This window comes from Streptomyces sp. NPDC002176 (genome assembly GCF_044903645.1).
Lineage (GTDB): Bacteria > Actinomycetota > Actinomycetes > Streptomycetales > Streptomycetaceae > Streptomyces.
Map to the genome: position 1 here is coordinate 278377 of NZ_JBJDQW010000007.1, position 14647 is coordinate 293023.

Consider the following 14647-nt stretch of genomic DNA (forward strand, 5'->3'; position numbering starts at 1 on the left):
ACCCGGCCCGTTTGCGCCGTACGCCGGGAGGAGACAACAGGAGTACGGGTCTTTGCAGTTCAGCGGCCCGCAGTGGGGAAACCCCTGGTTCGGAAGGCTGTTGTTCATGGCCATGGCGCAGCCCGAGCGGGGCGGGCTGCTGCCCGCCGGTACGGGCCACCTTCGCGGCACCCTCGCCACCACCGCCTGCATGGAGACCCTGCAGGTCGGCTATCTGCACGCGGTCGCCGCCGCGGCAGGCTGCTCGCTGTCCCAGCCGTTCCCCGACAACGGCATCGACTGGCACGTCAGCCACAGCGCCCCCGGCCACACCGTGGACGACGAGGTCACCATCAAGGTGCAGCTCAAATGCACCTACCAGCTCGCCCCCCGGCCCCCGGGCCCCCACTTCTCCTTCACCCTCGACAACGACCACCTGCGCAAACTCGCCCGCACCCCCGTCTCGGTGCACAAGATCCTCGTCGTCATGATCGTCCCGCGCTCCCAGGACGACTGGCTGCGCGCCGGACACGACCGGCTCGACCTCAGACACTGCTGCTACTGGGTCAACCTCGCCGGACACCCCGTCACCGGACGCACCCGCACCACCGTCCGCATCCCCACCGCGCGCATCTTCGACGACCGCGCCCTCTGCGAGATCATGACGCGCGTCGGCACCGGAGGCAGGCCATGACAAGCCCCGACGAACCCCTGCGCATGCTCCGCCCCCACCCCGACGACTCCGCCTGGCACCGGCCCCCCGACCCCGCCCGGGTCGACCCCGCCGACCTCACCACCCTGCTGCGCCGCCACGGCTGGCAGCGCCGCGGCGGAGTCCCCGGCCGCTACGGCCGCTGGACCCCGCCCGCCCCCGCCGACGGCCCCACCAGCCTCCTCGTCCCCGAGAGCCGCGCCTTCCCCGACGCCGACGACCTCCTCGGCGAGGCCCTCCAGGCCCTCCACCGCGCCGCCGCCCCCTCCGCCCGCGAGATCCTCATCGCCCTCGCCGTCCCCAGCGACGAGATCCGCTGGCACCGCGACACCCCCGCCGGACCCGTCGACGGCGCCACCCCCTGGACCGTCGACGAACGCCTGCGCACCGCCGCCCGCCAGACCCTCCTCGCCGCCGCCCTCGCCACCCGCGCCCGCACCGGCTACCACGGCGCCCGGCACCGCGGCCCCGCCACCGCCCTCCTCACCGACGTCCTCCTCGGCCCCGCCACCGAAGGGCGCACCCTCACCGCCTTCGCCCCCACCCCCACCGGCCGCCCCCTCACCGTCCGCCTCCACCACGCCCTGCACGCCACCCGCGAGGCCATCGACTACCAGCGGGCCACCGGCAGCATGGACGCCTTCGACGGCGCGGTGCGGGCGGGCGTCAGCCGCGAACTCACCGAAGCGCTCACCACGCTCGTCCGCGGCACCGAGGGCGCCCGCGTCGCCATCGCCTGGGCACCCGCCGCGGGAGTCCCCGAAGGCTGCGCCGCCTCGGCCGGACCCGTCGAGTTCTCACCCGGCGACCTCCCCGCCCTGCGCGCCGCGGGCGCCCGCTACCTGCGCGCCGAACCCTCGGAACAGGTCGTCGTCACCGGCGTCGTCGTCCGGCTGCGCCGCTCCGGCCCGCGCGGCGCGGGCACCGTACGGCTGCGGGTCCTCGCCGGGGCCGAGGTCCCGCATCTGCGGCTCACCCTCGGCGAGGAGGACTACCGGATAGCGGGCCACGCCCACCTCGTCGGCCTCCCCGTACGGGTGCGCGGCCGCCTGGAGCGCCGGGGCGGCTTCCGCAGGCTCACCGGCGCCACCGGCGTCGTCCCCGTACGGGTCGACGAGACCGAGCGCGACCGGCTGATGAAGTCCCTCCAGGAGAACCTCGACTTCTTCGAGGAGGCATGCGGAGAGGCGTACGCGGACGGCGACGGAAAGTAACCGTTTCGCGGTCGGCGGGGGCGGGTCGGTACGATCCCTTGTGCGCGCGCTCCTCGTACGGCGCCGCACTTGAGCCTTCAGTCAGGAGAGACCGGTGTCAGACGTCCGTGTGATCATCCAACGCGATTCCGAGCGGGAAGAGCGCGTGGTGACGACGGGCACTACCGCCGCCGACCTCTTCGCGGGCGAACGCTCCATCATCGCCGCGCGCGTGGCGGGCGAGCTGCGGGACCTCACCTACGCGCTGTCCGACGGCGACGAGGTCGAGGGCGTCGAGATCTCCTCCGAGGACGGCCTCGACATCCTGCGCCACTCCACCGCGCACGTCATGGCCCAGGCCGTGCAGGAGCTGTTCCCCGAGGCCAAGCTGGGCATCGGCCCGCCGGTCAAGGACGGCTTCTACTACGACTTCGACGTGGAGAAGCCCTTCCACCCCGATGACCTCAAGGCCATCGAGAAGAAGATGCAGGAGATCCAGAAGCGGGGCCAGAAGTTCTCCCGCCGCGTGGTCTCCGACGAGGACGCCCGCGCCGAGCTGGCCGACGAGCCGTACAAGCTGGAGCTGATCGGCCTCAAGGGCTCGGCCTCCTCCGATGACGGCGCGGACGTCGAGGTGGGCGCCGGCGAGCTGACCATCTACGACAACCTGGACGCCAAGACCGGCGAGCTGTGCTGGAAGGACCTCTGCCGCGGTCCCCACCTGCCCTCCACCCGCAACATCCCGGCGTTCAAGCTGATGCGCAACGCCTCGGCGTACTGGCGCGGCAGCGAGAAGAACAAGCAGCTCCAGCGCATCTACGGCACCGCCTGGCCGTCCAAGGACGAGCTGAAGGCGCACCTGGAGTTCCTCGCCGAGGCCGAGAAGCGCGACCACCGCAAGCTCGGCAACGAGCTGGACCTGTTCTCCATCCCGGAGCAGATCGGCTCCGGCCTCGCCGTCTTCCACCCCAAGGGCGGCATCATCCGCCGGGTCATGGAGGACTACTCGCGGCGCCGCCACGAGGAGGAGGGCTACGAGTTCGTCTACACCCCGCACGCGACCAAGGGGAAGCTCTTCGAGACCTCGGGTCACCTGGACTGGTACGCCGACGGCATGTACCCGCCCATGCAGCTCGACGAGGGCGTGGACTACTACCTCAAGCCCATGAACTGCCCGATGCACAACCTGATCTTCGACGCGCGCGGCCGCTCGTACCGTGAGCTGCCGTTGAGGTTGTTCGAGTTCGGGACCGTGTACCGGTACGAGAAGTCGGGCGTCGTGCACGGCCTCACCCGGGCCCGCGGCTTCACCCAGGACGACGCGCACATCTACTGCACCCGTGAGCAGATGGCGGAGGAGCTCGACAAGACGCTCACTTTCGTCCTCGGCCTGCTGCGCGACTACGGCCTGACCGACTTCTACCTGGAGCTGTCCACCAAGGACGAGACCAAGTTCGTCGGCTCGGACGACGCCTGGGAAGAGGCCACCGAGACGCTGCGCCAGGTCGCCGAGAAGCAGGGTCTGCCGCTCGTGCCCGACCCCGGTGGCGCCGCGTTCTACGGTCCGAAGATCTCCGTCCAGGCCAAGGACGCGATCGGCCGGACCTGGCAGATGTCGACCATCCAGCTCGACTTCAACCTGCCCGAGCGGTTCGACCTGGAGTACACCGGCCCCGACGGCTCCAAGCAGCGCCCGGTGATGATCCACCGTGCCCTGTTCGGAAGCATCGAGCGGTTCTTCGCCGTGCTGCTGGAGCACTACGCGGGTGCCTTCCCGGCGTGGCTGGCTCCGGTGCAGGCGGTGGGCATCCCGATCGGGGACGCGCACGTCGAGTACCTGGAGAAGTTCGCCGCCGAGGCCAAGCGGAAGGGTCTGCGGGTCGAGGTAGACTCGTCCTCCGACCGGATGCAGAAGAAGATCAGGAACGCCCAGCGCCAGAAGGTGCCGTTCATGATCATCGTCGGTGACGAGGACATGAACGCGGACACCGTGTCCTTCCGGTACCGCGACGGCTCGCAGGAGAACGGCATCCCGTTCGAGGACGCGATCGCCAAGATCGAGAAGGTCGTGGCGGAGCGGGTCCAGGTCTGACCCGGGCAGATCCCCCCGAACCCCCGAGGCGTCACGGCCGCCTCGGGGGTTCGTCGTCCTCCTCCCGTGAGAACACCTGCAGCAGCCACGACGAGAACGAGCCCGTCACCGCGCCCAGCAGGGCCAGGCCGCCCGCCATCATCGCCGCGGCGATGATCCGGCCGCCCGCGGTGACCGGGACGACATCGCCGTAGCCGACGGTGGACAGCGTGGAGCAGGCCCACCACACGGCGTCGCCGAAGGTCCGCATGTTCGACGCGGGCGCGTCCCGCTCCTGCTGGTAGACCGCGAGGGCGCCGGTGAAGCCCATGAGCACGGCGGTGATCCCCGAGTAGGCGATCACCCGTGCGTACAGCGGGAGCCGGGGCAGGCCGCGCCGGTGCTCCATGGACTCGTAGACCCGTACGACCCGCAGCGGGCGCAGCAGGGGCAGCAGCAGGACGAGCGTGTCGAGCCAGTGGGTGCGGACGAAGCGCGGGCCCTCGCCGCTCATTCTCCAGCGCATCGCGTAGTCCAGGGCGAACAGCGCCCAGCAGGCCAGCAGCAGGGCGATCCACAGGTCGTCCCACACCGTGCCGGGGCGCGGCGCGAGCACCAGCGCCGCGTACGAACCGAGGAACGTCAGGGACGCCAGGGTGAGCGGCATCTCCATGCGGCGCTCCCAGCGCGTCTGGGTTCTGTCGTGGTCCACCGGCCCAGCTTGGCCGCAGGCACCCTTCCCGTCGCCCCGGCGACACGCCGCGAACGGGCGAAGCCATATGCTGCCTTGCATGACGAGTGAGCCGGAGCAGCAGATCGGAGTGGGGACGCAGGACGCGTTCCAGCGCCTGTGGACGCCCCACCGGATGGCCTACATCCAGGGTGAGAACAAGCCGAGCGGTCCCGGGGCGGACGACGGCTGCCCGTTCTGCTCCATCCCGGCCAAGTCGGACGAGGACGGGCTGATCGTGCGCCGGGGTGAGCATGTGTACGCGGTGCTCAATCTCTACCCGTACAACGGTGGGCATCTGATGACGGTGCCCTATCGGCATGTGGCCGACTACACGGATCTGACGGTGCCGGAGACCGCCGAGCTGGCGGAGCTGACCAAGCAGGCGATGACGGCGCTGCGTACGGCGTCCGGTGCGCACGGCTTCAACATCGGGATGAACCAGGGCTCGGTGGCCGGTGCGGGCATCGCGGCCCATCTGCATCAGCACATCGTGCCGCGCTGGGGTGGCGACACGAACTTCATGCCGGTGGTCGGCCAGACCAAGGTGCTGCCGCAACTGCTGGGCGACACCCGCAAGATGCTCGCGGAAGCCTGGCCGGAGAGCTGACGGCCCTCACGCGTCGTACAGGTCGGCCTTCCTGGGTGCCGGGTCCTGGACCAGGCCGCTGAGGAACGCCGAGCGGTTGCCGAACTTCTCGGTGTCCACGCCGTTCTCCTTCAGGACCTTGATGGCGGCGGCGTGCACCACTCGGAGGACCGGGGTGGCGGCGCGCAGGGCGTCGTCGGCCATGAAGCGGTGGCGCCAGGGCTGGTCGGCCCAGGCGTGCCGCAGGCCGAAGGGTTCGGGGAGGCCGATGGAGCCGCCGAGCCAGTTCAGGGTGGGCGGGAACCAGGTCAGCGGGGCGCGGACGGCGAGCCGTACGACCTCGTCGGTGGGGACCAGGGGGAGCTTGACGGTGCGGTTCTCCCACGGCTTGAGGGTCTTGGCGACCTCCTTGGTGGGGGCGGCCGGCTTGGCGTGGAAGAGCGGGTTGACCGGGCCGAGGGCGTGGCCGGTGACCTCGATGCGCAGGGTCTCGTGGAGGACGGTCACCGTGATCATCATGGTGAGGACGAGCTGGCCGTCCCACAGGGTCCACTGGACGCCCAGGTAGTGCCGGTCGCCGCTGCCGAACTGCTGTTTGTTGCAGATCTCCTGTATGGCGTGCTGCTTGACCTGGAACGCCTCGACGTCGGTGCCGTCGGGCCGGGACACCGCGTCGGCCTTCTCGCCGATCGGGGTGACGATCCAGTGCCGCACCGAGGGGCGGGGGAAGCCGCCGGTGTTGAGGGGGCCGCGCTCCAGCAGGCTGAGCTGGTCGTGGATGGCGCGTATGACGTCCCAGCTGCGGAAGGGGTGGATCTCGCGCGGGGGGTCGGCGGAGACGAGGTCCTCGGCGAGCTGCCAGGAGCCCCAGCGGGTGCCCATGCCGAGGATTCCCTTGGGGCCCGCGTAGAAGACGGAGTTGGAGCGCTGTTCGGCGCCGAGGCGGGCCAGGGACTGGCGGAGCTGTTCGGCGGCGGTCTCGCCGGGGCTGCGGGGCACGGCTTCGGGGACCTTGGCGCCGACGCTGCTGCCGGAGAGCAGGCCCGCCCAGCGTTCGCGCAGGTCGGCGGCGGTGCGCTCGCAGACGCGGCGGGCCCAGAACCAGCCGAGGACGGGGACGACGACGGCGGCGCGGATGTACCAGCCCAGGATGCCGCCGAAAGGCAGCTTGAGCAGGAACAGCACGGCGAGGACGCCGACTCCGGCGAGCAGCGCGGTGCCCAGGGCCCCGGCCCGGCCCTCGCGCTTGGCGAGGAAGGAGCGGAGCAGGAAGACGAGGAGCCAGGCGATCAGGCCGGGCAGGAAGATCAGGCCGCAGACGACCATGACCAGGGTCAGTTTGTTGTCGCGTTCGCGGCGGATGTTGTTGGCGGCCAGGCAGTGTTCGACGACGACCTGGGGGTCGGCGCCGAAGGACTGGATCAGGGGCTTGCGGCCCGGTGCGAGCATGCGGTCGGCGACGGCGCGGGAGAAGGCTTCGCCCAGGTTGGGGCGGAACAGCGGGATGCGGCCGGGCTTGACGGTGGACTCGTGCCACTCGTTGTCGGCCTTCTTGATCTCCGCGATCATGTTGTCCCGGTAGGCCGCCGAGGCCAGCGCGAGGGTCGCCGCCTGGCCTTCGTCGCCGGAGACGGGCACCTGAGGCCCGTCCCACTCCGTCCCAACCGACATTCCCGCCCCCATCGCCGCCGTGTCGCTCCTGCGGCCTTCCCGGCTTCCCCGCCGCGCACACCTGTCGAACCGGACATCGTCGCGATGTCCCGTGGCCACGGCGCCGATTCGGCCGGGCCGGGACCCGTTGGCCAGGGTATCGGCAGCCGTCCCCCGTGCGTCGGCGGACGGCCGAAGCCGCCCGCCGACGCCGGGAGTTACGGGGTGTCCCCGTCCTGTTCCCGCAGTTTCTCGGCGACTTGGGGCGGCATCGGTTCGTGGCGGGCGTAGGCCCGGCTGAAGGTGGCCGTGCCGTGGGAGAGGGAGCGCAGGTCGATGGCGTAGCGCCCGATCTCGAACTCGGGTACCTCGGCGCGGATCAGGGTGCGTCCGGCGCCGGTCTGTTCGGTGCCGAGGACGCGGCCGCGTCTGCTGGAGAGGTCGCTCATGACGGCGCCGACGTAGTCGTCGGGGATCAGGACGCTGACCTCGGCGACGGGTTCCAGCAGGTGGATGCGGGTCTCGGCGGCGGCCTCGCGCAGGGCGAGGGCGCCCGCGGTCTGGAAGGCGGCGTCGGAGGAGTCCACCGAGTGGGATTTGCCGTCGAGCAGGGTGACGCGGACGTCGACCAGGGGGTGCCCGGCGGCGATGCCCTTGGCGGCCTGGGCGCGGACGCCCTTCTCGACGGAGGGGATGAACTGGCGGGGTACGGCGCCGCCCACGACCTTGTCGACGAACTCGATGCCGGAGCCGCCGGGCAGCGGCTCGACCTCGATCTCGCAGATGGCGTACTGGCCGTGCCCGCCGGACTGTTTGACGTGCCGCCCGCGTCCGGCGGCCTTGCCCGCGAAGGTCTCGCGCAGCGGCACCTTGTGCGGGACGACGTCGACCTGGACGCCGTAGCGGCTGCGGAGGCGTTCCAGGGCGACGTCGGCGTGGGCCTCGCCGAGGCACCACAGGACGACCTGGTGGGTGTCCTGGTTCTGTTCGAGCCGCATGGTCGGGTCCTCGGCGACGAGCCGGGACAGGCCGAGGGAGAGTTTGTCCTCGTCGGGCTTGCTGTGGGCCTGGATGGCGAGGGGGAGCAGCGGGTCGGGCATCCGCCAGGGCTCCATGAGGAGGGGGTCGTCCTTGGCGGAGAGGGTGTCGCCGGTCTCGGCGCGGCCGAGTTTGGCGACGCAGACCAGGTCGCCCGCGACCGCCTGTTCGACGGGGCGCTGCTGTTTGCCGAAGGCCATGGAGAGGGCGCCGGTCTTCTCGTCGACGTCGTGGTCCTCGTGGCCCCGGTCGGCGAGGCCGTGTCCGGAGACGTGGACGGTGTCGTCGGGGCGCAGGGTGCCGGAGAAGACGCGGACCAGGGAGATCCGGCCGACGTAGGGATCGGAGGAGGTCTTGACGACCTCGGCGACGAGGGGGCCCTCGGGGTCGCAGGGGGTCAGTGGGCGGGGGGTGCCGTCCAGCTCGGTGACGTCGGGCATGGGGTGTTCGAAGGGGGTGGGGAACCCTCGGGTGATCAGTTCCAGGAGTTCCACGGTGCCGAGGCCCTGGCGGGTGCCCTCGGCGGCGGGCGCCGCGGCGAGGACGGGGTGGAAGGTGCCGCGGGCGACGGCGCGTTCGAGGTCCTCGATCAGGGTTTTGACGTCGACCTGTTCGCCGCCGAGGTAGCGGTCCATGAGGGTCTCGTCCTCGCTCTCGGCGATGATCCCCTCGATCAGCCGGTCGCGGGCCTCCTCCAGGCCGGGGAGCTGGTCCTCGCCGGGTTCGGACTCCTTGCGTTCGCCGGGGGAGTAGTCGAAGAGCTTCTGCGAGAGCAGGCCGACCAGGCCGGTCACCGGGGCGTGGCCGTCGGGTCCGGCGGGGCCGCGCAGCGGGAGGTAGAGGGGGAGTACGGCGTCGGGGTCGTCGGCGCCGAACGCCTCGGCGCAGGCCCGGGTCATCTCCTCGAAGTCGGCGCGCGCCGATTCCAGGTGGGTGACCACGAGGGCGCGGGGCATGCCGACGGCCTGGCACTCCTCCCAGACCATCCGGGTCGCGCCGTCGACGCCGTCGGAGGCGGAGACGACGAAGAGGGCCGCGTCCGCCGCGCGCAGACCGGCCCTCAGCTCACCGACGAAGTCGGCGTATCCGGGGGTGTCGAGGAGGTTGATCTTGATGCCGTCCCATTCGACGGGGACCAGCGAGAGCTGTACGGAGCGGTGCTGGCGGTGCTCGATGTCGTCGTGGTCGGAGACCGTGCCGCCGTCCTCGACGCGGCCCGCCCGGTTCACCGCCCCCGCGGTCAGCGCGAGGGCCTCGACCAGGGTGGTCTTGCCCGATCCGGAGGGGCCGACCAGCACCACGTTCCGTACGGACGCGGGGTGGTCGGCCGTCATTGCCCTGCCGGCGGCTCCGGGGTGGGTGTGAGTCTTGTCGCCCATGATCCTGCCTCCCGTGCACGGTGAGGTCATCGGGGACGCGAGCGCGGCGGCGGCCCGCACGGTTGCGGCGGCTCCGGCGGCGCCCGCGGTCCTTCGAGCTTTCCACTCCCGTCATGCCGCGTCCATACGACGGACCCCGGCGGGCCGTCGGAGGTCACGGATCGTGCCGTCGCCGAGGGTGCGCGCCCCCGTGCGCGGGCGCGCGTGGCTACGATGGGCCAGCCGACGGCCACCACGGGCCACGGCGACACCGACCGTCGGGAAGGCCATGCTGAACAAGTACGCGCGTGCATTCTTCACGCGTGTCCTCACGCCGTTCGCCGCGTTTCTCATCCGGCGGGGGGTGAGCCCCGACGCTGTCACGCTCATCGGCACCGCCGGTGTGGTCGCGGGTGCGCTGGTCTTCTACCCCCGGGGAGAGTTCTTCTGGGGCACGATCGTGATCACGCTGTTCGTCTTCTCCGACCTGGTCGACGGGAACATGGCCCGGCAGCTGGGCCGCTCCAGCCGCTGGGGCGCGTTCCTGGACTCGACCCTGGACCGGGTCGCGGACAGCGCGATCTTCGGCGGCTTCGCCCTCTGGTACGCGGGCGGCGGGAACGACAACGTGCTGTGCGCGGTCTCCATCTTCTGTCTGGCCAGTGGCCAGGTGGTGTCGTACACCAAGGCGCGCGGCGAGTCGATCGGGCTGCCGGTGGCGGTCAACGGGCTGGTGGAGCGGGCCGAGCGGCTGGTGATCTCGCTGGTCGCGGCCGGTTTCGCGGGCCTGCACAAGTTCGGTGTGCCGGGCATCCAGTACCTGCTGCCCGTCGCCCTATGGATCGTCGCGGTCGGCAGTCTCGTCACGCTGGTGCAGCGGGTCGTGACCGTGCGCCGGGAGTCCGCCGAGGCGGAAGAGGCGGCCCGGCTCGGCGCCGGGAGCGAGGCGGCCCAGTGAGCGCCGCCGAACGTCTCACCGACGGCCTGTACGGGCTCGGCTGGAGCACCGTCAAGAAGCTCCCCGAACCGGCCGCCGCCCGGCTGGGCCGGACCGTCGCCGACCTCGCGTGGAAGCGGCGCGGCAAGGGCGTCGAGCGACTGGAGGCCAACTACGCGCGCGTGGTGCCGGACGCCACCCCGGAGCGGCTCGCCGAGCTGTCCCGCGCGGGCATGCGCTCCTACCTGCGCTACTGGATGGAGTCGTTCCGGCTGCCCGCCTGGAGCGCGGAGCGGGTGCGCACCGGCTTCGACCCCAAGGGCGCCCACTACCTGACGGACGGCCTGGCCAAGGGCAAGGGCGTGATACTGGCCCTGCCCCACCTGGCCAACTGGGACCTGGCCGGCGCCTGGGTCACCACCAGCCTCGGCATCCCCTTCACCACCGTCGCCGAGCGCCTGAAGCCCGAGACGCTGTACGACCGGTTCGTCGCCTACCGCGAGGGCCTGGGCATGGAGGTGCTGGCGCACAGCGGGGGTTCCGCGTTCGGCACCCTGGCCCGGCGGCTGCGGGACGGCGGCCTCGTCTGCCTGGTCGCGGACCGGGACCTGTCGGCCAGCGGCGTCGAGGTCGACTTCTTCGGCGAGCGCGCCCGGATGCCCGCGGGCCCGGCCCTCCTCGCCCAGCAGACCGGCGCCCAGCTGCTCCCGGTCACCCTCTGGTACGACGAGTCACCGGTGATGCAGGGCCGGGTGCATCCCCCGGTGGAGGTGCCCGGGACGGGTACGCGGACCGAGAAGACGGCCGTGATGACCCAGGCGCTGGCCGACGCCTTCGCCACCGGGATCGCCGAGCACCCGGAGGACTGGCACATGCTCCAGCGGCTGTGGCTCGCCGACCTCGATCCGGCGAAGGGACCCGCGTGAGAATCGGGATCGTCTGCCCGTACTCCTGGGACGTGCCCGGTGGCGTCCAGTTCCACATCCGGGACCTCGCCGAGTACTTCATCCGCCTCGGCCACGAGGTCTCCGTGCTCGCCCCGGCCGACGACGACACCCCGCTGCCGCCCTACGTGGTCTCGGCGGGCCGCGCGGTGCCGGTGCCGTACAACGGGTCGGTGGCCCGGCTGAACTTCGGGTTCCTGTCGGCGGCGCGGGTGCGGCGGTGGCTGCACGACGGCGCGTTCGACGTGGTGCACATCCACGAGCCGACCTCGCCCTCGCTCGGCCTGCTCACCTGCTGGGCGGCGCAGGGGCCCATCGTGGCCACCTTCCACACCTCCAACCCGCGCTCCCGCGCGATGATCGCCGCCTACTCGATCCTGCAGGCCGCGCTGGAGAAGATCAGCGCCCGGATCGCGGTCAGCGAGTACGCCCGCCGCACCCTGGTCGAGCACCTGGGCGGGGACGCGGTGGTGATCCCCAACGGGGTCGACGTGGACTTCTTCGCCGGTGCCGAGCCCAAGGCGGAGTGGCAGGGCGGCACCATCGGCTTCATAGGGCGCATCGACGAGCCCCGCAAGGGCCTGCCGGTGCTGATGCGGGCCCTGCCGAAGATCGTCGCCGCCCACCCGGAGACCCGGCTGCTGATCGCGGGCCGGGGTGACGAGGAGGCGGCCGTCGAGGAGCTGCCCGAGGAGCTGCGCTCCCACGTGGAGTTCCTCGGCATGGTCAGCGACGAGGACAAGGCCCGCTTCCTGCGCAGCGTCGACCTGTACGTGGCGCCCAACACCGGCGGCGAGAGCTTCGGCATCATCCTGGTCGAGGCCATGTCGGCGGGCGCCCCCGTGCTCGCCTCCGACCTGGACGCCTTCGTGCAGGTCCTGGACCAGGGGCAGGCGGGCGAGGTCTTCGCCAACGAGGACGCCGACGCGCTCGCCGAGAAGGCCGTGGCCCTGCTCGCGGACCCCGATCGGCGGGCGGAGCTGCGCGAGCGCGGCAGCGCCCATGTGCGGCGCTTCGACTGGTCCACGGTCGGCGCGGACATCCTCTCGGTGTACGAGACGGTCACCACCGGCACCGCCGCGGTCGCCACCGACGAGCGGCCGGGCCTGTGGTCGAGGTTCGGCCTGGCCCGCGAGCGGGACGCGGAGGCGAGTGCCCCGCCCTCCAGCGATAACCTTCGCGCGTGATCCCCACCCTCATCTGGATTCTCGTCGCGCTGCTGGCGATCGGCGTCTACCTGAGCTGGACCGCCGGACGGCTGGACCGGCTGCACGTCCGCATGGACGCCGCCCGCGCCGCCCTGGACGCCCAGTTGCTGCGCCGGGCGTCCGTCGCGCAGGAACTCGCCACCTCCGGCGTCCTGGACCCGGCCGCCTCGATCGTGCTGTACGAGGCCGCGCACGCCGCCCGGCAGGCCGAGGAGGAGCAGCGCGAGGTCGCGGAGAGCGAGCTGAGCCAGGCGCTGCGCGCCGTGTTCGAGGACGCCCGGCAGGTGGAGGGCGTACGGGCCGCGCCCGGCGGCGAGGACGCGGCGCACGAGCTGGCCGAGGCGGTGCGCCGGGTGCCGATGGCCCGCCGCTTCCACAACGACGCCGTCGGCGCGGCCCGCAGGCTGCGCGAGCACCGCAAGGTCCGCTGGTTCCGCCTCGCCGGGCACGCGCCGTTCCCGCTGGCCTTCGAGATGGACGACGAACCGCCCGCCGCGCTGGTCGAACGGGTCGCCTGAGCGGGCTCCCGCGGGGGCACGCCGGGACAAAATGATCCACCGGCTTCCCATTGGCCCTTGATGTGGCCTGGTCCGGTCGCGTTTCCTCGGCGGTGCAGAAACCGTCTTTACCCACCAGTGAGGTCACGCGTGTCCATCATCGACAACCAGGGTCCCGAGACCGGCACCGCCCGTGTGAAGCGCGGCATGGCCGAGCAGCTCAAGGGCGGCGTCATCATGGACGTGGTCAACGCCGAGCAGGCGAAGATCGCCGAGGACGCCGGTGCCGTGGCCGTCATGGCCCTGGAGCGGGTCCCGGCCGACATCCGCAAGGACGGCGGCGTGGCCCGGATGTCCGACCCGGACATGATCGAGGGCATCATCGACGCCGTCTCGATCCCGGTCATGGCCAAGTCCCGCATCGGCCACTTCGTCGAGGCCCAGGTCCTCCAGTCCCTCGGCGTCGACTACATCGACGAGTCCGAGGTGCTCACCCCGGCCGACGAGGTCAACCACTCCGACAAGTGGGCGTTCACCACCCCCTTCGTCTGCGGTGCCACCAACCTGGGCGAGGCCCTGCGCCGCATCGCCGAGGGCGCCGCGATGATCCGCTCCAAGGGCGAGGCCGGCACCGGCAACGTCGTCGAGGCCGTGCGCCACCTGCGCCAGATCAAGGGCGAGATCGCCAAGCTCCGCGGCTGCGACCACAACGAGCTGTTCGCCGCCGCCAAGGAGCTGCGCGCCCCGTACGAGCTGGTCAAGGAGGTCGCCGAGCTGGGCAAGCTCCCCGTCGTGCTGTTCTCCGCCGGTGGCGTCGCCACCCCGGCCGACGCCGCCCTGATGCGCCAGCTCGGCGCCGAGGGCGTCTTCGTCGGCTCCGGCATCTTCAAGTCCGGCGACCCGGCCAAGCGCGCCGCCGCCATCGTGAAGGCCACCACCTTCTACGACGACCCGAAGATCGTCGCGGACGCCTCCCGCAACCTCGGCGAGGCCATGGTCGGCATCAACTGCGACACCCTCCCCGAGACCGAGCGCTACGCCAACCGCGGCTGGTAGGACCTGCACACCATGAGCACCCCCGTCATCGGCGTCCTGGCCCTCCAGGGCGACGTACGGGAGCATCTGATCGCCCTGGCCGCGGCCGACGCCGTGGCCAGGCCGGTCAGGCGCCCCGAAGAACTCGCCGAGGTCGACGCCCTCGTCCTCCCCGGCGGCGAATCCACCACCATCTCCAAACTGGCCGTCCTCTTCGGCCTGATGGAGCCCCTGCGCGCCCGCGTGCGCGCGGGCATGCCCGTCTACGGCACCTGCGCCGGACTGATCCTGCTCGCCGACAAGATCCTCGACCCGCGCTCGGGCCAGGAGACCATCGGCGGCATCGACATGATCGTGCGCCGCAACGCCTTCGGCCGCCAGAACGAGTCCTTCGAGGCGGCGGTCGACGTCAAGGGCGTCGAGGGCGCTCCCGTGGAGGGCGTCTTCATCCGCGCCCCCTGGGTCGAGTCCGTCGGAGCCGCGGCCGAGGTGCTCGCCGAGCACGACGGCCACATCGTCGCGGTCCGCCAGGGCCATGTGCTCGCGACGTCGTTCCACCCGGAGCTGACCGGCGACCACCGCGTGCACGGGCTCTTCGTCGACATGGTCCGCGCGAACCGGACGCCGTAGTCCTTGTAGGATCTGCGGCGGTACCCCTCAGGCTCTCCCAGCGCCCGGGGAGTCCGTATCGGATCGGGTTACGCGA

At 71.7% G+C, this 14647-nt stretch carries 12 protein-coding genes and 1 pseudogene; 10 read left to right on the plus strand and 3 right to left on the minus strand.

The features are described 5' to 3' along the window. Nucleotides 1-106 precede the first annotated feature (106 nt). From ACI2LY_RS29335 to thrS, 3 genes are all read left to right on the plus strand, one after another. Entirely contained in the window at nt 107-673 is a 567-nt protein-coding gene (locus ACI2LY_RS29335; RefSeq protein WP_404709753.1) for a DUF4365 domain-containing protein, read from the plus strand. Then, nucleotides 670-1905: a hypothetical protein gene (locus ACI2LY_RS29340; RefSeq protein ID WP_404709754.1), complete on the plus strand. Its 1236-nt coding sequence runs from the start codon at nt 670-672 to the stop codon at nt 1903-1905. The genes ACI2LY_RS29335 and ACI2LY_RS29340 overlap by 4 nt, the downstream gene beginning before the upstream one ends. 94 nt (nt 1906-1999) lie before the next feature. Further along, nucleotides 2000-3976: a threonine--tRNA ligase gene (gene thrS / locus ACI2LY_RS29345; RefSeq protein WP_404709755.1), complete on the plus strand. Its 1977-nt coding sequence runs from the start codon at nt 2000-2002 to the stop codon at nt 3974-3976. A gap of 31 nt (nt 3977-4007) precedes the next feature. On the opposite strand, the gene ACI2LY_RS29350 is transcribed toward thrS, so the two are convergent. After that, nucleotides 4008-4667, minus strand: coding sequence for a potassium channel family protein (locus ACI2LY_RS29350; protein ID WP_404709756.1), 660 nt, complete (start codon nt 4665-4667; stop codon nt 4008-4010). Nucleotides 4668-4734: 67 nt separating this feature from the next. Here ACI2LY_RS29350 and ACI2LY_RS29355 point away from each other — a divergent pair, with 67 nt between their 5' ends. Next, nucleotides 4735-5295, plus strand: a complete 561-nt coding sequence (locus tag ACI2LY_RS29355) for an HIT family protein (RefSeq protein WP_404709757.1) — start codon at nt 4735-4737, stop codon at nt 5293-5295. Nucleotides 5296-5301: 6 nt separating this feature from the next. Here the strand turns inward: ACI2LY_RS29355 and ACI2LY_RS29360 are convergent, their stop codons facing one another. Beyond that, nucleotides 5302-6945 carry a hypothetical protein gene (locus ACI2LY_RS29360; protein ID WP_404709758.1) on the minus strand — a complete coding sequence of 548 codons (1644 nt, stop codon included), beginning with the start codon at nt 6943-6945 and terminating at the stop codon, nt 5302-5304. Nucleotides 6946-7142: 197 nt separating this feature from the next. Next, nucleotides 7143-9341 (minus strand): elongation factor G-like protein EF-G2, encoded by a 2199-nt coding sequence (locus tag ACI2LY_RS29365; protein ID WP_404709759.1) that lies wholly within the window; start codon nt 9339-9341, stop codon nt 7143-7145. A 213-nt stretch (nt 9342-9554) separates the two neighbouring features. Between ACI2LY_RS29365 and pgsA the strand changes: the two are divergent. From pgsA to pdxT, 6 genes and pseudogenes are all read left to right on the plus strand, one after another. After that, nucleotides 9555-10278: pseudogene (pgsA, locus tag ACI2LY_RS29370) on the plus strand (phosphatidylinositol phosphate synthase). Further along, a complete protein-coding gene (locus ACI2LY_RS29375) occupies nt 10275-11183 on the plus strand; it encodes a phosphatidylinositol mannoside acyltransferase (protein WP_404709760.1) in 909 nt (302 codons plus the stop codon). The pseudogene pgsA and the gene ACI2LY_RS29375 overlap by 4 nt, the downstream one beginning before the upstream one ends. Further along, entirely contained in the window at nt 11180-12388 is a 1209-nt protein-coding gene (locus ACI2LY_RS29380) for a glycosyltransferase family 4 protein (RefSeq protein ID WP_404709761.1), read from the plus strand. The genes ACI2LY_RS29375 and ACI2LY_RS29380 overlap by 4 nt, the downstream gene beginning before the upstream one ends. Beyond that, entirely contained in the window at nt 12385-12927 is a 543-nt protein-coding gene (locus tag ACI2LY_RS29385; protein WP_030810699.1) for a membrane protein, read from the plus strand. Before ACI2LY_RS29380 ends, ACI2LY_RS29385 begins: the two co-directional genes overlap by 4 nt. Before the next feature lie 129 nt (nt 12928-13056). Next, on the plus strand, nt 13057-13962 hold the full coding sequence (gene pdxS / locus ACI2LY_RS29390) for a pyridoxal 5'-phosphate synthase lyase subunit PdxS (RefSeq protein ID WP_030810697.1): 906 nt from the start codon (nt 13057-13059) through the stop codon (nt 13960-13962). 12 nt (nt 13963-13974) lie between these two features. Then, the gene (gene pdxT / locus ACI2LY_RS29395) at nt 13975-14571 is read left to right on the plus strand and encodes a pyridoxal 5'-phosphate synthase glutaminase subunit PdxT (RefSeq protein ID WP_404709762.1); all 597 of its coding nucleotides are present in this window, start codon (nt 13975-13977) and stop codon (nt 14569-14571) included. Nucleotides 14572-14647: the final 76 nt, after the last annotated feature.

Coding starts and splice junctions, on each gene's coding strand:
- ACI2LY_RS29335 (WP_404709753.1), top strand. CDS start 107: ATGGCCATGGCGCAGCCCGAGCGGGGCGGGCTGCTGCCCGCCGGTACG.
- ACI2LY_RS29340 (WP_404709754.1), top strand. CDS start 670: ATGACAAGCCCCGACGAACCCCTGCGCATGCTCCGCCCCCACCCCGAC.
- ACI2LY_RS29355 (WP_404709757.1), top strand. CDS start 4,735: ATGCTGCCTTGCATGACGAGTGAGCCGGAGCAGCAGATCGGAGTGGGG.
- ACI2LY_RS29360 (WP_404709758.1), bottom strand. CDS start 6,945: ATGTCGGTTGGGACGGAGTGGGACGGGCCTCAGGTGCCCGTCTCCGGC.
- ACI2LY_RS29365 (WP_404709759.1), bottom strand. CDS start 9,341: ATGGGCGACAAGACTCACACCCACCCCGGAGCCGCCGGCAGGGCAATG.
- pdxT (WP_404709762.1), top strand. CDS start 13,975: ATGAGCACCCCCGTCATCGGCGTCCTGGCCCTCCAGGGCGACGTACGG.